This is a genomic window from Saccharopolyspora erythraea NRRL 2338 (assembly GCF_000062885.1).
In the GTDB taxonomy this organism is placed as follows: Bacteria; Actinomycetota; Actinomycetes; order Mycobacteriales; family Pseudonocardiaceae; genus Saccharopolyspora_D; species Saccharopolyspora_D erythraea.
The window spans coordinates 8,145,342-8,161,579 of the sequence record NC_009142.1 but is presented as its reverse complement, the minus strand read 5'-3'; the positions used below and the strand labels follow the sequence as shown (position 1 = coordinate 8,161,579).

The following is a 16,238-nucleotide window of genomic DNA, read 5'->3' as shown; positions in this document are numbered from 1 at the left end:
GTCAGGCCGTCCGCAGCTCTCGGACCTCGGCGCGTTCGTCGTCGTCGACCGGGCTGCGCGCCGCCAGGAACGCCGCGAACAGCCCGACCAGCAGCGCGGCGCGGCCCCAGACGCCGATCATCAGCGCCTGCGCGGTGAAGCCGTCGTGGATGCCGCTGGGCTCGCCCTCCATCGACAGGTACAGCCAGCGGAAGATGCTGATGCCCATCGCCGCGTCCGCCAGCAGGTACGCCGCGATCCACTCCCACCGCACCGACACCAGCACGAAGAACGGCAGCAGCCACAGCGTGTACTGCGGCGAGTGCACCTTGTGCAGCAGCAGGAACCCGCAGAGCATCGCCGCCGACACCTGGATCCAGGGGTAGCGGCCGGTGCGGACGTACCTGCGCCAGCCGAGCCGGCACGCCAGCGCGAACGACAGCAGCATCAGCACGGGCGACACCACGCCCATGACCGCCTGGAACTCGTCGCTGCCGGTGTAGGCGCGGAAGCCCCAGTACCAGATCGAGTTGGTGCTCAGGTCGATCCGGCGGTCGGACTGGAACTGGAACGACGCCAGCCAGCCCCGGAACCCGGCCAGCGCGAACGGCAGGTTCGCGACGAGGACGGTGACCGCCGCGACCCCCACGACCTGCAACGCGCCCTTGACGTCGAACCGCCGGGAACCGCTGGTGAGCACGTGCAGCGCCAGCGGGATCACGAACAGGCCCGGGTAGATCTTGAAGGCGAACCCCACCCCGAGCAGCACGGCACCGAGCAGCGCCCGCCTGCGCAACGGCACCGACGTCCACCGGTGCACCACGAACACCGCGGCCACCGAACAGGCCACCGCGGGCAGGTCCCAGTTGTGGAAGGCGTAGAGCACCAGCGGCGGGCCCAACGCCCACAGCAGCGCCCGCCAGCCGCTCAACCGGCCCAGCCACCACGCGACGGCCAGCCCGAAAGGCGCCATGAGCAGCGCGGACGCCGCCAGGAACCCGGCGTCGGTCTCCACGAACAGCGCGCCGAGCCAGATCACCAGGCCCGACAGCACCGGGTACTCGACGACACCGCCGTAGAGCGAACCGTCCTCGTCGATGCCGCCGTGGACGTAGGGGAAGGTGTGCCGGTCGATGTCCCGCCCGATCCAGAGGTTCTGGATGTCGGAGTAGCAGACCTCGCCGTAGGAGCGTTCCTGGTAGGCGGGCTCCGACCGGCCCCACTCGTTGAACTCCGGCCCCGTGCAGCGCAACTTGTTGGCGTACCCGAGGAACATGGTCGCGGCCGTGAGCAGGCACAACGCGACCAGGCCGGCCATCGTCAGCCGTCGGCCGGCGCCCGCAGTGCTGATGGCGACCTCCTGGGTGGGTCCGGTGCAGGGCGTCCGCGCCGCGCGGCGCGAGGCGTCACGACGGGCAGCGCTCGCGCAGGTAGGCGATGTCGTCGGCCTGGCCCTCGCCCGGCGTCTCCACGACGACCGGGGCTCCGGCGCTGGAGCAGACCGCGACCAGCAGCTCCGGGTCGATCTCCCCGGCGCCGATGTTGGCGTGGCGGTCCCGCGACGAGCCGAAGCCGTCCCGGGAGTCGTTGAGGTGCACCAGGTCGATCCGGCCGGTGATCGTCTTGACCCGGTCGACGACGTCGAGCAGTTCCTCGCCCGCGGCGTGCGCGTGGCAGGTGTCCAGGCAGAACCCCGCGCCGAACTCGCCGACCGCGTCCCACAGCCGGGCCAGCGCGTCGAACCGGCGGGCCATCGCGTTGGCCCCGCCCGCGGTGTTCTCGATCAGCACCGGCACCTCGAAGCCGCCCTCGTCGGCCTGGCGCTCGAACATCTTGCGCCAGTTCGCCACGCCCTCGGCCGGGTCGTCGTCCTTGGTCACGTGCCCGCCGTGCACCACCAGGCCCTGCGCGCCGACCGCCGCCGCGGCCTTCGCGTGCTGGGTGACCAGCTTGCGGGACGGGATGCGGATCCGGTTGTTCAGCGACGCCACGTTGATCACGTACGGGGAGTGGATGAACACCGCCAGGTCGCTCTCGCGCAGCTCGTCGGCCTGCGGGTGCGGCTTCGGGGCCTTCCAGCCCTGGGGGTCGGACAGGAAGAACTGGACGACCTCGGCGCCGCGCTCGGCGGCGGCGGACACGGGATCGTCGTCGCGGACGTGGGCACCGATGCGCATGGGCCCAGCTTAGATCGTGGGATTTCCGCCGAATTCGGCCCTGACGCATCACCTCGAGGGTGTTGCGCAGTTGATCCCTCTGAGAAGGTCGACGGTGTTCGTGCGCCGGAGCGCAGGGGAGGTCTCGCCATGGGTGAAGGATCGGCACCGGACGCGCGGGGGTGCGACGGCAGGCCCAACCCGCTGGTGCGGCGGGCCAGACGCGGCGCCGCCGCCGGGCTGGTCGGGCTGGCGATCACCGCGAGCACGTTCCTCGGCGCGGGCACCGCCGCCGCCGCCGACACGCTGGTCGTCGACCGCTCGCTGGCGGTGGTCGACGCCGTGGTCGGCCAGTCGGTCGCGCTGTCGCCGTCGACCATGGACCTCAAGGTCCGCGAGGCGGTGCTGCTGGCGATGCCGCTGGACTTCGGTGCGGCCGCCGACGCCGTCGAGCGGTTCCGCGAGCTGCCGCCGATCCCGCTGGGCACCGCCGGGGAGGGCCGCACCTTCTACTCCGGCGGGGACATCGCCCGGGCCGCCAAGCCCCGCATCGCCCAGCTCGGCCTGCCCGAGGACAAGGTCGACGCGGTCAGCTGGCACTTCGGCAACCTGGTGAGCATCGGCAACGCCGTCACCGTCAACGCCGAGGCGCCGGAAGAACCGCCTCCCCCGCCGCCGCCCGCGCCCGCCCCGGATCCGCAGCCCGCGCCGCCTCCGCCGCAGACCGTGCCGTCCGAGACGCCGACCAGCGACGACGTGCAGGCCCCGCCTCCCGGCGCGCCGTTACCGCCCGAGGCGTACGCCGCGCAGGGCGCCGCCGCGCCTTACCGGGCGGTGCCCGGCAACTACTCCTACGTGCCCGGCTCGCTGCCGCCGTGGGCCCGCTACGGCCAGGTGCCCGGCTTCACACCCGACGTCGGCACGCTGACCAGGCCGTGGGCCGAGCAGCAGCAGAAGCAGCGCGAGCAGGAGCAGGTCCGCGCCGTCGGCAACGCCGAGGCCCTGCCCACCACCGGCGGCGACCGGGTGGCCCTGCCGGTGCTGCTGGCGGCTGTCTCGATCGCCGGACTGACCGCCGCGCTCGTGCGCACGTGGGTCCTGCGGAGGCAGTGACCAGGGGCGGGTTCGGCCGCGGACCGGCCATGACCTGCGGCGTGAGGCCCCGGGTGAGGCCTGTCGGGCGCCCTTGCTACCTTTGAACGGTTCGTCGACGCGACGACCCTCCTGCCACGGAGAGCCCGTGGCCGTGAGTCCACAGGAGGTGAGTGGTCTTCATGCGTCATTACGAGCTCATGGTCATCCTCGACCCGAGCCTGGACGAGCGCACTGTCGCTCCGTCACTGGAAAACTTCCTCAACGTCATCCGCAACGACGGTGGCAGCGTCGAGAAGGTCGACGTCTGGGGTCGCCGTCGGCTCGCCTACGAGATCGACAAGCAGGCCGAGGGCATCTACGTGGTCCTCGACCTCAACAGCGAGCCGGCCTCCGTCAAGGAGCTCGACCGCCAGCTGAACCTCAACGAGACGGTGCTGCGGACCAAGGTGCTGCGCCGCGTCGTGGAGCCGCGCAAGGCCGCCCGCGTCGCCCGTGCCGCTGCCAAGGCCAAGAACCGTCCCGAGGCGTCCGTCTGACCTGCGCCGCGCGCAGCTAGCAGGCGAGCCCGCATCTAGGAGAGCTGGAGTCCCAGGCGATGGCTGGTGAAACGGTAATCACGGTGGTCGGCAACCTGACCGCCGATCCGGAACTGCGCTTCACCCCGTCCGGCGCCGCGGTCGCGAACTTCACGGTCGCCTCCACCCCCCGGACGTTCGACCGCCAGACCGGCGAGTGGAAGGACGGCGAGGCGCTGTTCCTGCGCTGCAACATCTGGCGGCAGGCGGCGGAGAACGTCGCCGAGTCGCTCACCCGCGGCATGCGGGTGGTCGTGCAGGGCCGGCTGCGCCAGCGTTCCTTCGAGACGAAGGAAGGCGAGAAGCGCACCGTCGTCGAGCTGGAGGTCGACGAGATCGGCCCCTCGCTGCGCTACGCGACCGCGAAGGTCAACAAGGTCAGCCGCAGCGGTGGCGGGTTCGGCGGCCCCGGTGGGGGCGCCCCGCCCGCGGACGACCCGTGGGGCTCGGCCCCGCCTGCCGGTTCCGGCGGCGGGTTCAGCGACGAGCCGCCTTTCTGACGGCGCCACCCCGCACCAAAGACAGAAGTTTTCGCTCAGGAGGAAGACCGATGGCCAAGGCGCCCGTGCGCAAGCCGAAGAAGAAGGTCTGCGTGTTCTGCAAGGACAAGGCCGCGCAGAGCATCGACTACAAGGACACGACGCTGCTGCGGAAGTACATCTCCGACCGCGGCAAGATCCGTGCCCGTCGCGTGACCGGCAACTGCAGCCAGCACCAGCGCGACGTCGCCATCGCGGTGAAGAACGCCCGCGAGATGGCGCTGCTGCCCTACACCTCGACCGCTCGCTGATCGCTGGAAGGAGACACGTCGTGAAGATCATCCTCACCGCTGACGTGACCGGCCTCGGCGAGTCCGGCGACATCGTCGAGGTCAAGGACGGCTACGCCCGCAACCTGCTGCTGCCCCGCGGCCTGGCGATCGTGGCCACCAAGGGTGCGCAGAAGCAGGTCGAGACGATCCGCCGCACCCAGGAGGCCAAGCGGGTCCGCAACCTGGAGCACGCCCAGGAGCTCAAGCAGCAGCTGCAGGGCCTGGGCGCGGTCACGCTGACCGCCAAGGTCTCCAAGCAGGGCAAGCTGTTCGGTTCGATCACCGCCGCCGACATCGTCTCCGCGGTGCGCAAGGCCGGTGGCCCGAACCTGGACAAGCGCTCGGTCGACACCCGCGGGCACATCAAGTCCCTGGGCAAGCACGCCGTCGACGTGCGCCTGCACCCCGACGTCAAGGCGTCGGTCAGCGTTCAGATCTCCGCCGCGAGCTGAACGGACGCCGCCGGCCGTCGTCGGCGGCGATCGAGCGGATGATGCCGGTCCCCGGGCTCGACCGGACCGGCACCCCGCCGGGTTTCGCGGATGGCGCCCCCGTTCTGGTCCTTCTTGATCCATACGGGGGCGTCGTCACCCTGATGACGTAGTCCTGGTCACTCCCGACCTGGTAGACGTATCGCGTTCCGACACGCCGAAGAACGAGCTCGCTCGCGACACGCCGAGAGTTTTCCCCGGATTTCTTCCACAGCTTGCACACACCCGCTGAGCTGGGGTTTCTGGTCGATCTTGACCGGTTGTCCCCAGGTTGTCCCCAGCGGTCCAGCAGCCTGGGGGACAGTTGTCCCCAGGCTTCCACAAGCTGTCCACAGGTTGTCCCGGGGTTTGTCCACAGCTCGGCTTGCCTGCTCCAAGCGGGCGATCTAGCTTCTCCGCGCGTGTGGTGTCGCAACTGCGAGTGATCTTGAGCGCTCGCGCGCCAGACTGCGTCCGACGGCTGCACGGGTCGGCATCGGCGTCGTGCCCGGGCACATGACCTGTCGTGCGCACAGGTCGCCTCATCGCGTCGCGCCCGGCGCGGTGGTCCTCGAGGAGGTGTCAGGTACCGGTGACGTTGGCCGACGAACGAGGAGCCGAACCTTCCCCCGGCGGCGGCGGATCCGCGAACTACGACGGGTCGTTCGAACGTCAGCCCCCGCAGGACATCGCCGCCGAGCAGTCCGTCCTCGGCGGCATGATGCTGAGCAAGGACGCCATCGCCGACGTCGTGGAAGTGCTGCGGCCCAACGACTTCTACCGGCCGGCCCACCAGGCCATCTACGACTGCGTCCTCGACCTGTACGGGCGCGGTGAGCCCGCCGACGCGATCACCGTCTCCGCCGAGCTCGACCGCAGGCAGGAACTGCTGCGCGTCGGCGGCGCCCCGTACATGCACACCCTCATCGCGACGGTGCCGACCGCAGCGAACGCGGGCTACTACGCCGAGATCGTCGCCGAGAAGGCGTTGCTGCGTCGGCTGGTCGAGGCCGGCACGCGCATCGTGCAGCTCGGCTACCACGGTTCGGAGGGCTCGCCGATCGAGGAGGTCGTCGACCGCGCGCAGGCCGCGATCTACGACGTCACCGAGCGCAGGACAAGCGAGGACTACGCCGCCCTCGAGGACCTCCTGCAGCCCACCATGGACGAGATCGACGCCATCGCCTCCCGCGGCGGCGAGTCCCTGGGCATCCCGACCGGCTTCACCGACCTCGACGCCGTCACGAACGGCCTGCACCCGGGCCAGATGATCATCGTCGCGGCTCGACCCGGTGTGGGCAAGTCGACGCTTGGACTGGACTTCGCCCGGTCGGCGTCGATCAAGCACGGCCTGGCCAGCGTCATCTTCTCCCTGGAGATGGGCAAGACCGAGATCGTGATGCGAATGCTCTCGGCAGAGGCCCGGATCCGGCTCGGCGACATGCGCGGCGGCCGGATGACCGACGACGACTGGACGCGGCTGGCGCGGCGGATGAGCGAGATCAGCGAGGCGCCGCTGTTCGTCGACGACTCGCCGAACCTGACGATGATGGAGATCCGCGCGAAGGCCCGCAGGCTCAAGCAGCGCAACGACATCCAGCTCATCGTGGTCGACTACATGCAGCTGATGACCTCGGGCAAGCGCGTCGAGTCGCGTCAGCAGGAGGTCTCGGAGTTCTCGCGTAACCTCAAGCTGCTGGCCAAGGAGCTCGAGGTGCCGGTGGTGGCGATCTCGCAGCTCAACCGAGGTCCCGAACAGCGCACGGACAAGAAGCCGCAGCTTTCGGACCTGCGCGAGTCGGGTTCGCTGGAGCAGGACGCCGACATGGTCATACTGATCCACCGCCCCGACGCCTTCGAGCGCGACGACCCGCGCATGGGCGAGGCGGACCTGATCCTGGCCAAGCACCGCGCCGGTCCGACGTCGACCATCACCGTGGCCCACCAGCTGCACTACAGCCGTTTCGTGGACATGGCCCAGGAATAGCGTCGGGCGCTGCCGGGGGATCGGTGCAGCCGGGGATCAGTCGTCGGCGAGGATCGCGTACAGGTCCGAATCGCGCCAGCCATCGCGAACGTACGCCGTACCCCGCATCCGGCCCTCGTACCGCATGCCGATCTTGCGCAACACCGCCGCCGAGGCGAGGTTGCGCGGGTCGCAGGTGCCGAACATGCGGTGCCGCCCGTGCTCGCCGAAGCCCATGCGCAACAGCTCTCGCGCCGCAGCCGTAGCTATGCCCTTGCCCCACAGCCGTGGATGCACCGCGTACGCGATCTCGCCGGTGCTCGGGCCGTGCAGCTTCAGTTCGGCAGTGCCCACAACGTCGCCGTCGACGAGGACCCCGAACACCAGCCGGTTCGGAGGTGCCGCGACCGCGGCCCGCACATATGCCCGCGTCTGGTCGTAAGTGTTGGGTCCCCACGCCTGGAAGCGGCACGACTCCGGCAAGCGGGCCCAGTCGTGCACGGCAGCGACGTCGTCGAGCGCGAGCGGCCGGAGGTTGAGCGCCATGGCGGCACATTAGATCAGCACGGACGCAGGCACAGCCGACCAGTCGCACGGCCACAACTCGCGAAGAAGTGCCACGAATTCGAGACCTGCAGAACGGCTGCCGGGTTTCGGCTGTCCGTTCAGCTCGTTGTGGCCTGGGTGCGGCGGGCGTAGGCGCGGGCGGCGCGGGCGCGGTCACCGCAGCGAGTGGAGCACCAGTGGCGGCGTCCGGTGCGCAGCAGGTAGCGGCTGCAGGGGGTGGAGGCGCAGGCGGTGAGGCGTTCGGCGTCGGGGCTCGTGAGCAGGTCCGCGGTGTCGGCGGCGAGCACGGCCAGGGCGTGCTCGACGATCTGCGTGGTGGGGTGGGCGGTCTCGCGGTAGAGGCCGCGGGCCGGGTCCCAGCGGAGCAGGGAGGCCGCGGGGGCGCGGGTGAGCGCGTCGTTGACGGCGGCCAGCGCCCCGTCGGGGGCGGGCCGGCCGGCGGTGTGGGCGGCGAGGAGGGCCCGGACCTGCTCGCGCAGGGAGCGCAACAGGGTGGCGCACATCTCCATCATGCCGGTGTCGACGGGAGCGAGGCCGCGGTCGACGAGCCACTGTTCGGCGGCCCGACCGCCCTCTTCGAGTACGGCGGCCTGCGGTTCCTGACCGACCCGACCTTCGACGCCCCCGGCGACTACCCGACGCCCAGCGGCGCCGTCCTGACCAAGACCGCCCCTGCCGACGGCACCCCCGCCGACCTGGGCCGTGTCGACGTGGTCCTGCTTTCCCACGACGAGCACGCCGACAACCTCGACCACTCCGGACGCGCGCTGCTCGCCGACGTCCCGCTCACCCTCACCACGCCCGGCGGCGGGCGCCGCCTGGGCGAGCGGGCCAGGGGACTGGCCGACTGGGAGTCGATCGAGCTGGACCGCCCCGACGGCGGCACGCTCACCGTCACCGGCGTGCCCGCCCTCCACGGCCCCGGACCGCGCGAGGAGGTCGAAGCGATCACCGGGGAGGTCGTCGGCTTCGTCCTGACCGCCGAGGATCTGCCCACGGTCTACGTCAGCTCAGGCGGGCAGGCGCGTTCAGCGCACCCGAGCAGTGGAGCTTCGACTGGGAGTGGTCCTGCACCCGGGACGAGTGGCTGGATCTTCTCCCCAGTTTCGGCAGCCTCACCCGGCTCCCGCCGGACCTGGTCCGCCAGCATGTGCGGCAACGGTTCGTCCACGGCGCCCTCGTATTCGATCCACCGCACCAGGTCGATACCGGCGAGGAAGCGCCACAGCGCGGCGTAGGCGGAACGCGAGACCGCTGCCAGCTCCTCGACCAGAACCGCGCTGCTGTCGTTGCCCAGCGCGTCCTGTCCGCCTTTGTGCCGGTAGCAGACATAGCCGGTGGCCTGACCGTCCGGTTCCTGGTGCAGGGCGAATCGCAGCGAGGTCGTGCCGCCGCGTGCGTATGCCTCGTCGAAGAGACGCACGTTCCAATGGCAGTCGGCTCGGTCCGGCCAACCGACCGAGGACGCTCTGACCTGGTCGTAGACCTTCTCGATCAACGGGCGTGCCTGAGCACGATCGACCAGCCGGACCGTTCCCTCGCCGAAGCCCGTGCCGGGGCGGAAGGACATGGAGCGCTTCTCGCAACGGATTCGGTTCCCCTGCGTGGCGGGGCCGTAGCCGTAGCGACCGTAGATCGCGGCTTCGGAAGGACGTAGCACGGCAACCGGTTCACGGCCCTGCTCGTGCAGGTCGGCGAGCTGCCGACGCATCATCGCGGTGAGGATTCCACGGCGCCGGTGCGTCGGAGCCACGCCGACCGAGGCGACGCCCGCGACGGGCACGAGTGCGCCGGGGACGGTCAGGACCCGGGGATAGAGGGAAACGCCTCCAACAGGGACTTCCTGGTCGAACGCGGCGATGGTGCGATCCAGGTCGGTGGCCGCGCGCTGGTTGACGATCTCCGCGTCGGAGCGGTCCATGCCGTAGGTGTCGGCGATCATCCGAGCCCAGGCTTCGAACTCGTCGTCGGTGATGGGACGAAGCGGGTGGGGATCGGCCATCCGCCCTGTGTAGTACGCGCCGAACGCCGATGCGACCGATTTTGCTGTCCCGGCGGGAAAGGTGCATCGGTCAGGCGCGTCGGGGGCGGGCTCTGATGTGGAAGCGCTCGCCCTGCGGCCCGAGGATGCTCAGGTACTCGACCGGCTGGGTGCCGGCGTTGCCGAACCAGTGCGGGAGGTGGGTGTCGAACTCGGCGACCTCGCCGGCGGTCAGGACCAGGTCCTGGTCGCCGAGCACCAGGCGCAGCCGCCCGTTGAGGACGTACAGCCAGTGATAGCCCTCGTGCGAGCGGGGATCGGGTTCGACGTCGGTGGGTCCGGCCGGGAGGATCTGCTTGAACGCCTGCAAACCACCGGGTTTGCGGGTCAGCGGGATCACGGTCATGCCGTTGCGGGTGATCGGACGGGGATGCACCCGGGGATCGCCGCTGGCCGGTGCGCCGACGAGTTCGTCGAGCGGCACCTGGTACGCATTCGCCAGCGGCAGCAGCAGTTCCAGGCCCGGTTTGCGGTGCCCGGACTCCAGCCGGGAAAGCGTGCTGACCGGAATGCCGGTGGTCTCCGACAGGGCGGTCAGGGTCGCGCCGCTGCGGCGGCGGAGCGCACGGAGTCGCGGGCCGACGGCGCTGAGCACGGTGTCGAACTCGTCGCTCATACCTCCACTGTGCCGAACGTTTTGCACTTCCAGCAAAGAACTTTGCCGGTTCACCCTCGGCGGGGGCAGGTTGGTGCCGGAGGTGGTCGCGATGACCCAGGAGTCCCGGAACAGCCGGTATGACGTGGTGATCGTCGGTGGTGGGCCGGCTGTGCACCGGCGAGCTGATCCCGCTCCGGGCGCTGGAGTGCGGGTCGCGGGCGACCTCGCCGATCCCGCCGCGAACGTCCTCGCGGCAGCCGCGTCCGGCTCCGCGGCGGCGAGTGCGATCAACGCCGACCTGATCGCCGAGGACACCCGCCGCGCCGTTGAGACCCGGCGCGATCCCTTCTCACCGGAGTCGGAAGCCCGCATCTGCCCACAGGTCGTCGGCGACCGGCGCCACGGCCTGCTCAACAACAACTGACCAGCGAGGTAAGGACAAATGGACGCACAGTTCTGGGACGACCTGTACAGCGGCCGCGACCAGCTCTTCAGCGGCAACCCCAACGGGGTGCTCGTCACCGAGATCGCCGGCACGCCGCCGGGGCAGGCGCTCGACGTGGGCTGCGGTGAAGGCGCCGACGCGTTGTGGCTGGCCCGGCGCGGCTGGCAGGTCACCGCGGTCGACGTGTCCCGCGTCGCCCTGCGACGCGCTGCCGCGGCCGGTACGGACGTCACCGGTCGCGTGGCGTGGACGCACGGCGATCTGACCACCACGCCACCACCGGCCGACGCGTTCGACCTGGTGTCCGTGCAGTACTTCCCGCTCCGGCACGAGCCGGACCACATCGCGCTCCGCGGCCTGCTGGCCGCCGTCGCACCCGGCGGCACCCTCCTCTTCGCCAGCCACGACCCGGCCGACGTGCCCCCGGACAACGAGCACGGCTTCGACCCCGGCGACTACTACCAGCCCGACGACATCGCCGAGCTCCTCGACGACAGCTGGACCGTCCTGGTCGACGAAACCCGTCCACGAACCGCTCCGGCACCCGCGGGCACGCAGCACACCAACGACATCGTCCTGCGAGCACGACGCCTGCGGTAGCGGCGCTCCGGCAGGCCGACCCGCTACGACCGCCGGGCCAGCAGGTGCGCCTGCGGCACCGGCTCGGCGGGCGCCTCGGCGGGGTCGGGCTCGCGCACCAGCCGGGCCGCCACCGCGAATCCGGCCTGTTCGAGCAGTTCGGTGATGTGGTCGGGGGACAACCGCCGGAAGTCCAGGCCGATCCGGTGACCCCACGCCTCGGCCAGGTGCAACGGCTGGTCGCCGACCTGGAACGCGAGCAGCACGTGGCCGCCCGGCGCCAGCAGCCGGTGGAACTCGGCGAACAACTCCGGCAGCAGCTCCTGCGGGGTGTGGATGACCGAGTACCAGGCGACGATGCCGCCGAGTGCGCCGTCGGCCAGCGCCAGCTCGGTCATCGACCCCACGTCGAACCGCAGGTCCGGGTGCAGCCGCCGCGCGTTCTCGACGGTCTTGGGCGACAGGTCGACGCCGAAGACGTCGAGCCCGAGCGAGTGCAGGTGGGCCGTGACGTTGCCGGGCCCGCAACCGAGGTCGGCGACCGGACCCGAACCCCGCACCAGCTCGGCGAACGCCCCGAGCATCGCCCGGCCGAACGCGTTGCTCGGCTCGGCCCGGAAGTGCTGGGCGTAGTCGACGGCGATGGCGTCGTAAGCCGCCCTGGTGATGGTCAGGTGCGAGGGTTCGGTCACGGGCGACAACGCTATACGTCGTCGCGGACCACGAGTACCAGTTTCCCGGTCGTGCGACCGGTTTCTCCGGCTTCGTGCGCCTTGCGGATCTCGGGCATGGTGAACGTCGCCTCGACCCTGGGACGCAGCGCGCCCTGCTCGACCAGGTCGGCGATCGCGTTCATCCCGGCGTGGTCGGCCTCGACGAGCAGCAGTTCGGCGCGGACCCCGAGCCGTTGCGCTTCGGCGTCGAGTTCGTCCTTCCCGTACGGGAGGATCGAGACCAGCAGGCCGCCGGGACGCAGGGTGCGCAGCGACCGGGTGCGGGTGTCGCCCGCGATGGTGTCGAGCACGACGTCGACGTCCCGGACGACGTCGGCGAAGTCGGCCTCGCGGTAGTCGACCAGCTCGTCGGCGCCGATGGCGCGCAGGAACTCGTGCTTGCCCTCGCTGGCCGTGCCGATGACGTGCGCGCCGCGGGCCTTGGCGATCTGCACCGCCATGTGCCCGACACCGCCCGCGGCGGCGTGGACGAGTACCCGCTGGCCGGGCTGCACCCGCGCGGTGTCGACCAGGGCCTGCCAGGCGGTCAGCGCCGCGAGCGGCACCGCCGCCGCCTGCACGTGGTCGAGCTGCGACGGCTTGCGCGCGAACGCGCGCGCCGGCCCGGTGACGTACTCGGCGTGGGAGCCGACGCCGTGCGGGTAGGGCAGCATGCCGAACACCTCGTCGCCCGGCTTGAAGAGCGTGACGCCGGTGCCGGTCTCCTCGACCACGCCGGAGACGTCCCAGCCGAGGACGAACGGCGGCGGCCCGAGGAACAGCTTGTGGGCGCGGTGCTTCCAGTCGGTCGGGTTCAGGCCCGCCGCGTGCACCCGCACCAGCACCTCGCTGGGCCCCGGTTCGGGCCGCGGGAGCTCCACTTCCTTCAGGACCTCGGGACCGCCGAGGGTGTCCTGGCTGATCGCCCGCATCGTTGTGCTCATGGCCCCAGGCTGCCCGGCTACCGGTGGGTGCGAAAACTGGCAGGAAGGTCATTGTTCGATAGGATCGTGCCATGCATCGAGTGGTCGTCCTCGCGCTGGAGGGCGTGTACCCGTTCGAGCTCGGCATCCCGAAGCGGATCTTCGGGGCCGCCGACGGCCGCTACGACGTGCTCACCTGCACCGTCGACGGGCGGCCGGTGCGCAGCGACGCGGACTTCGACATCGCGGTCCGGCACGGCCCCGAGGTCCTGGGCACCGCCGACACCGTCGTGATCCCGCCGTTCGACATGGCTTTGGCCAACGGTGAGCTGAGTGATCCGCTGTCCGGCGCGCTCGCTCTCGTCCGCCCCGGCACGCGCATCGTGTCGATCTGCACCGGCGCGTTCGTCCTCGCCGCGGCCGGGCTGCTCGACGGCCGCCCGGCGACGACGCACTGGGCGCTGGCCGACCGCTTCCGGAGACTGTTCCCGCGGGTGGCGCTCGATCCGGACGTGCTGTTCATCGACGACGGCGACGTGCTGACCTCCGCGGGCGCCGCGTCCGGTGTGGACGTCTGCCTGCACGTCGTGCGCAGCGACCACGGCAGCGAGGTGGCCAACTGGGTGGCGCGGGTCTGCGTGGTGCCGCCGTGGCGCGACGGCGGTCAGGCGCAGTACATCGAGCAGCCGGTGCCCGAGCCCTCCGGCGCCGGCACGGCGGCGACCCGCCAGTGGGCGCTGGAACGCCTGCACTCGCCGCTGGCGCTGGCCGACCTCGCCGCGCACGCGCGGATGAGCATGCGCACGTTCGCCCGCCGCTTCCGCGACGAGGTGGGCGTCAGCCCCGGCCGGTGGCTGATCCAGCAGCGCGTGTCCAAGGCCCGCCACCTGCTCGAGTCCAGCGACCTCGGGATCGACCAGGTCGCCGAGCAGGTCGGCTTCGCCACCGCAACCTCGCTGCGCCAGCACATGCACGCCGCCATCGGCGTCTCACCGCTGGCCTACCGCCGTACCTTCCGCGCCACCCGCTGACGCTTGCCGATGTAGGACGGTTCCCGGCCCAGATGCCTGGCATGCTCGACCGCATGACCGACACGCCCGGACGTCTCCTGAGCCTGCTGTCACTCCTGCAGACCCCGCGCGAGTGGCCGGGCAGCGAGCTCGCCGAGCGCCTCGGGGTCAGCCCGCGCACGATCCGCCGCGACGTCGACCGGCTGCGCGACCTCGGCTACCCGGTGGAGGCGACGATGGGCGCGGCGGGCGGATACCGCCTGGTCGCGGGCTCGGCCATGCCGCCGCTGCTGCTCGACGACGAGGAGGCGGTGGCCATCGCGGTCGGGCTGCGCACCGCGGCCGGGCAGGCCGTCGCCGGGATCGAGGAGGCGTCCGTGCGGGCGCTGGCAAAGCTGGAGCAGGTGCTTCCGTCGAGGCTGCGCTACCGGGTGAGCGCGCTGAACAAGGCGACGCTGCGGGTGCCGGGGTACGGGCCGACCGTCGAGCCGGACGGCCTGGCCGTGCTGGCCGCGACGATCGCCAACCACGAGAAGCTGCGCTTCGCCTACCGGACCGGTGACGGCACCGAGAGCAGCCGCCTGGTGGAGCCGCACCGCCTGGTGTCCTACGGCCACCGCTGGTACCTGGTCGCCTACGACAACGGCCGGGACGACTGGCGGATCTTCCGCGTCGACCGCATCGAACGGCCGCTGGCGACCGGCGCCCGGACCGCCCCGCGCGAGCTGCCCGCCGAGGACGCCGCCGCGTACGTGAAGAACAAGCTGCGCAGCCTCGCGGAGACCTACCACGCCGTGGTGACGCTGCACGCGCCCGCCGAGCAGTTCGGCGGTTACTTCGGTGACGTGACCGCGATCGACGAGAACTCCTGCCTGCTGCGCAGCAACGCCGACACGCTGGAGTGGCTGGCGTTCCGGCTGACGATGCTCGGCTGCGAGTTCGAGGTGCACGAACCGCCGGAACTGCTCGAGTACCTGCGCGCGATGGCCGACCGGGTCCACCGCGCCACTGGCGCGTAATCCGGTTCCCACGCCGCTGACCGCGCGACTACGCTCCCGGCTCATGACTGCTCCGCGCCACGCCTCGGTGGTGTTCTAGCGGCATCCCGCTCCGCTTCCCGCGCGTGTGCACCAAAGCTCACGCGCTGCCCACTCACGCCCGGAAAACCCGGGCGTTCGAGCAGGAACGGACTTGATGAGCAGTCAGCACCGCGACGTCCTGCGCTGGAGCGAGGACGGCGAACTCCGTTGCGCACGTTGGGTTTCCGAGAGCGGAAAGGCCGCGCCCCGGCACGTGGTCGTGGCCGACGACCGCATGCCCGCGTCCACCGCGCACCGCCACGTCCGCGACGGCACGGCGATCCTCTGGCGAGGGGACTACCACAACGCCCGCAACCTCATGCACGCCTTGCGACGGCGCGTGGACGCCCGTCGGCCGGGCGATTTTTCCTTCCAGCAGCAGCGGAAACGGCAGGCCGTGCGGGCTCGCCTGCTGGGAATGCTGCTGGTGCCGGTCGACGCGGGCCACGTCGTCCCGCTGCGGCGAGCACCGGACGTCAGGGCGGCGTGCCTGGACGTCCTCGGCCCGGCGCCGGAACCGTACGTGATGTCGTTGCGGGAGCTCCTCGGCGTCATCGGTGCGCGCGAATGGCGGCGCAAGGGCGTCGAGGTCCCGGCGCTCGGCGCGAGAATCCACCCGCACTACGGGGTGTTCGCCCCGGTGCGCGGCGAGTACGTCGACCTGGTCGCCACCGCAGCCCTGCCCACCGGCGGCGTCGCCTTCGACATCGGCACCGGAACCGGTGTCCTGGCGGCGGTGCTGGCACACCGCGGTGTGGCACGGATCGTCGCGACGGACCAGGACCCGCGCGCGCTGGCGTGCGCGCGGGAGAACATCGCACGCCTGGGCTTCGCGGACCGCGTCTCGGTCGAGGCAGCCGACCTCTTCCCGGCCGGACGCGCCGCGCTCGTCGTCTGCAACCCGCCGTGGATCCCGGCTCAACCGACCACGCCGATCGAGAACGCGGTGTACGACCCGGGCAGCCGCATGCTCCGCGGTTTCCTCGCGGGGCTCGCCGACCACCTGGAACCCGGCGGCGAAGGCTGGCTCGTGCTGTCCGACCTGGCCGAACACCTCGGCCTGCGCTCGCGGGCGCGGTTGTCGGAGTGGATCCGCGAGTCGGGCCTCGAAGTCGCCGGCAGGCTCGACGTCCCCGCCAGGCACCCGCGGGCCGGGGACCCCGGCGACCCGCTGCACGCGGCGCGCTCCGCCGAGGTGACCTCGCTCTGGCGCCTGAGACACCGGCAATAG

The 16,238-nt window shown here is 71.3% G+C and carries 19 protein-coding genes and 1 pseudogene; 12 read left to right on the top strand and 8 right to left on the bottom strand.

Annotated features, from left to right (window positions below):
- Position 1: 1 nt before the first annotated feature.
- Positions 2-1,297 carry a glycosyltransferase family 87 protein gene (locus tag SACE_RS35490; protein ID WP_009948336.1) on the bottom strand — a complete coding sequence of 432 codons (1,296 nt, stop codon included), beginning with the start codon at positions 1,295-1,297 and terminating at the stop codon, positions 2-4.
- Positions 1,298-1,385: 88 nt separating this feature from the next.
- Positions 1,386-2,156: a deoxyribonuclease IV gene (locus SACE_RS35485; RefSeq protein WP_009948337.1), complete on the bottom strand. Its 771-nt coding sequence runs from the start codon at positions 2,154-2,156 to the stop codon at positions 1,386-1,388.
- 129 nt (positions 2,157-2,285) lie between these two features.
- On the opposite strand from SACE_RS35485, the gene SACE_RS35480 reads away from it, so the two are divergent.
- The 6 genes from SACE_RS35480 to dnaB all read left to right on the top strand — a co-directional run bounded on the left by SACE_RS35480 (position 2,286) and on the right by dnaB (position 7,073).
- Positions 2,286-3,248, top strand: coding sequence for a hypothetical protein (locus SACE_RS35480; protein WP_009948338.1), 963 nt, complete (start codon positions 2,286-2,288; stop codon positions 3,246-3,248).
- Between the two features lie 161 nt (positions 3,249-3,409).
- Positions 3,410-3,766 (top strand): 30S ribosomal protein S6, encoded by a 357-nt coding sequence (rpsF, locus tag SACE_RS35475; protein ID WP_011875325.1) that lies wholly within the window; start codon positions 3,410-3,412, stop codon positions 3,764-3,766.
- A 59-nt stretch (positions 3,767-3,825) separates the two neighbouring features.
- Complete coding sequence (locus tag SACE_RS35470; protein ID WP_029621827.1) at positions 3,826-4,305, top strand: single-stranded DNA-binding protein; 480 nt, start codon at positions 3,826-3,828, stop codon at positions 4,303-4,305.
- A gap of 50 nt (positions 4,306-4,355) precedes the next feature.
- Complete coding sequence (gene rpsR / locus SACE_RS35465) at positions 4,356-4,595, top strand: 30S ribosomal protein S18 (RefSeq protein WP_009948341.1); 240 nt, start codon at positions 4,356-4,358, stop codon at positions 4,593-4,595.
- A gap of 20 nt (positions 4,596-4,615) precedes the next feature.
- A complete protein-coding gene (gene rplI / locus SACE_RS35460) occupies positions 4,616-5,068 on the top strand; it encodes a 50S ribosomal protein L9 (RefSeq protein WP_009948342.1) in 453 nt (150 codons plus the stop codon).
- Positions 5,069-5,678: 610 nt separating this feature from the next.
- A complete protein-coding gene (gene dnaB / locus SACE_RS35455) occupies positions 5,679-7,073 on the top strand; it encodes a replicative DNA helicase (RefSeq protein ID WP_009948344.1) in 1,395 nt (464 codons plus the stop codon).
- Between the two features lie 36 nt (positions 7,074-7,109).
- Here the strand turns inward: dnaB and SACE_RS35450 are convergent, their stop codons facing one another.
- Together SACE_RS35450 and SACE_RS38135 are read right to left on the bottom strand one after the other, a co-directional pair.
- Entirely contained in the window at positions 7,110-7,598 is a 489-nt protein-coding gene (locus SACE_RS35450) for a GNAT family N-acetyltransferase (protein ID WP_009948345.1), read from the bottom strand.
- 119 nt (positions 7,599-7,717) lie between these two features.
- The gene (locus SACE_RS38135) at positions 7,718-8,128 is read right to left on the bottom strand and encodes an ABATE domain-containing protein (protein ID WP_331386509.1); all 411 of its coding nucleotides are present in this window, start codon (positions 8,126-8,128) and stop codon (positions 7,718-7,720) included.
- On the opposite strand from SACE_RS38135, the gene SACE_RS38130 reads away from it, so the two are divergent.
- Positions 8,063-8,857 (top strand): MBL fold metallo-hydrolase, encoded by a 795-nt coding sequence (locus SACE_RS38130; protein ID WP_009948347.1) that lies wholly within the window; start codon positions 8,063-8,065, stop codon positions 8,855-8,857. The genes SACE_RS38135 and SACE_RS38130 overlap by 66 nt on opposite strands.
- On the opposite strand, the pseudogene SACE_RS35440 reads toward SACE_RS38130, so the two are convergent.
- Both SACE_RS35440 and SACE_RS35435 read right to left on the bottom strand, forming a co-directional pair.
- Positions 8,800-9,621, bottom strand: a pseudogene (locus SACE_RS35440) (GNAT family N-acetyltransferase); the annotation flags it as partial. The gene SACE_RS38130 and the pseudogene SACE_RS35440 overlap by 58 nt on opposite strands.
- Positions 9,622-9,691: 70 nt before the next feature.
- Positions 9,692-10,276, bottom strand: a complete 585-nt coding sequence (locus SACE_RS35435) for a helix-turn-helix domain-containing protein (RefSeq protein WP_011875322.1) — start codon at positions 10,274-10,276, stop codon at positions 9,692-9,694.
- Between the two features lie 91 nt (positions 10,277-10,367).
- Here SACE_RS35435 and SACE_RS35430 point away from each other — a divergent pair, with 91 nt between their 5' ends.
- Both SACE_RS35430 and SACE_RS35425 read left to right on the top strand, forming a co-directional pair.
- A complete protein-coding gene (locus tag SACE_RS35430; RefSeq protein ID WP_011875321.1) occupies positions 10,368-10,682 on the top strand; it encodes a hypothetical protein in 315 nt (104 codons plus the stop codon).
- A gap of 18 nt (positions 10,683-10,700) precedes the next feature.
- Positions 10,701-11,303: a class I SAM-dependent methyltransferase gene (locus tag SACE_RS35425; protein WP_009948351.1), complete on the top strand. Its 603-nt coding sequence runs from the start codon at positions 10,701-10,703 to the stop codon at positions 11,301-11,303.
- Positions 11,304-11,326: 23 nt separating this feature from the next.
- On the opposite strand, the gene SACE_RS35420 is transcribed toward SACE_RS35425, so the two are convergent.
- Together SACE_RS35420 and SACE_RS35415 are read right to left on the bottom strand one after the other, a co-directional pair.
- On the bottom strand, positions 11,327-11,974 hold the full coding sequence (locus SACE_RS35420) for a class I SAM-dependent DNA methyltransferase (RefSeq protein WP_009948352.1): 648 nt from the start codon (positions 11,972-11,974) through the stop codon (positions 11,327-11,329).
- A gap of 11 nt (positions 11,975-11,985) precedes the next feature.
- Entirely contained in the window at positions 11,986-12,927 is a 942-nt protein-coding gene (locus SACE_RS35415; RefSeq protein ID WP_009948353.1) for an NADP-dependent oxidoreductase, read from the bottom strand.
- 83 nt (positions 12,928-13,010) lie between these two features.
- On the opposite strand from SACE_RS35415, the gene SACE_RS35410 reads away from it, so the two are divergent.
- The 3 genes from SACE_RS35410 (at position 13,011) to SACE_RS35400 (ending at position 16,238) form a co-directional block, all read left to right on the top strand.
- Positions 13,011-13,949 (top strand): GlxA family transcriptional regulator, encoded by a 939-nt coding sequence (locus SACE_RS35410; RefSeq protein WP_011875319.1) that lies wholly within the window; start codon positions 13,011-13,013, stop codon positions 13,947-13,949.
- 53 nt (positions 13,950-14,002) lie between these two features.
- The gene (locus tag SACE_RS35405; RefSeq protein WP_029621830.1) at positions 14,003-14,947 is read left to right on the top strand and encodes a helix-turn-helix transcriptional regulator; all 945 of its coding nucleotides are present in this window, start codon (positions 14,003-14,005) and stop codon (positions 14,945-14,947) included.
- Positions 14,948-15,122: 175 nt separating this feature from the next.
- On the top strand, positions 15,123-16,238 hold the full coding sequence (locus SACE_RS35400; protein ID WP_009948356.1) for a methyltransferase: 1,116 nt from the start codon (positions 15,123-15,125) through the stop codon (positions 16,236-16,238).

What these genes read in the sequence shown, in the direction of transcription:
- SACE_RS35425 (WP_009948351.1), top strand. Translation starts at nt 10,701, where the DNA reads ATGGACGCACAGTTCTGGGACGACCTGTACAGCGGCCGCGACCAGCTC.
- SACE_RS35470 (WP_029621827.1), top strand. Translation starts at nt 3,826, where the DNA reads ATGGCTGGTGAAACGGTAATCACGGTGGTCGGCAACCTGACCGCCGAT.
- SACE_RS38135 (WP_331386509.1), bottom strand. Translation starts at nt 8,128, where the DNA reads ATGGAGATGTGCGCCACCCTGTTGCGCTCCCTGCGCGAGCAGGTCCGG.
- rpsR (WP_009948341.1), top strand. Translation starts at nt 4,356, where the DNA reads ATGGCCAAGGCGCCCGTGCGCAAGCCGAAGAAGAAGGTCTGCGTGTTC.
- SACE_RS35450 (WP_009948345.1), bottom strand. Translation starts at nt 7,598, where the DNA reads ATGGCGCTCAACCTCCGGCCGCTCGCGCTCGACGACGTCGCTGCCGTG.
- SACE_RS35410 (WP_011875319.1), top strand. Translation starts at nt 13,011, where the DNA reads ATGCATCGAGTGGTCGTCCTCGCGCTGGAGGGCGTGTACCCGTTCGAG.
- SACE_RS35490 (WP_009948336.1), bottom strand. Translation starts at nt 1,297, where the DNA reads ATGGCCGGCCTGGTCGCGTTGTGCCTGCTCACGGCCGCGACCATGTTC.
- SACE_RS35400 (WP_009948356.1), top strand. Translation starts at nt 15,123, where the DNA reads ATGAGCAGTCAGCACCGCGACGTCCTGCGCTGGAGCGAGGACGGCGAA.
- rpsF (WP_011875325.1), top strand. Translation starts at nt 3,410, where the DNA reads ATGCGTCATTACGAGCTCATGGTCATCCTCGACCCGAGCCTGGACGAG.
- SACE_RS35485 (WP_009948337.1), bottom strand. Translation starts at nt 2,156, where the DNA reads ATGCGCATCGGTGCCCACGTCCGCGACGACGATCCCGTGTCCGCCGCC.
- SACE_RS35405 (WP_029621830.1), top strand. Translation starts at nt 14,003, where the DNA reads ATGACCGACACGCCCGGACGTCTCCTGAGCCTGCTGTCACTCCTGCAG.
- SACE_RS35480 (WP_009948338.1), top strand. Translation starts at nt 2,286, where the DNA reads ATGGGTGAAGGATCGGCACCGGACGCGCGGGGGTGCGACGGCAGGCCC.
- SACE_RS35415 (WP_009948353.1), bottom strand. Translation starts at nt 12,927, where the DNA reads ATGCGGGCGATCAGCCAGGACACCCTCGGCGGTCCCGAGGTCCTGAAG.
- SACE_RS35435 (WP_011875322.1), bottom strand. Translation starts at nt 10,276, where the DNA reads ATGAGCGACGAGTTCGACACCGTGCTCAGCGCCGTCGGCCCGCGACTC.
- SACE_RS35430 (WP_011875321.1), top strand. Translation starts at nt 10,368, where the DNA reads ATGACCCAGGAGTCCCGGAACAGCCGGTATGACGTGGTGATCGTCGGT.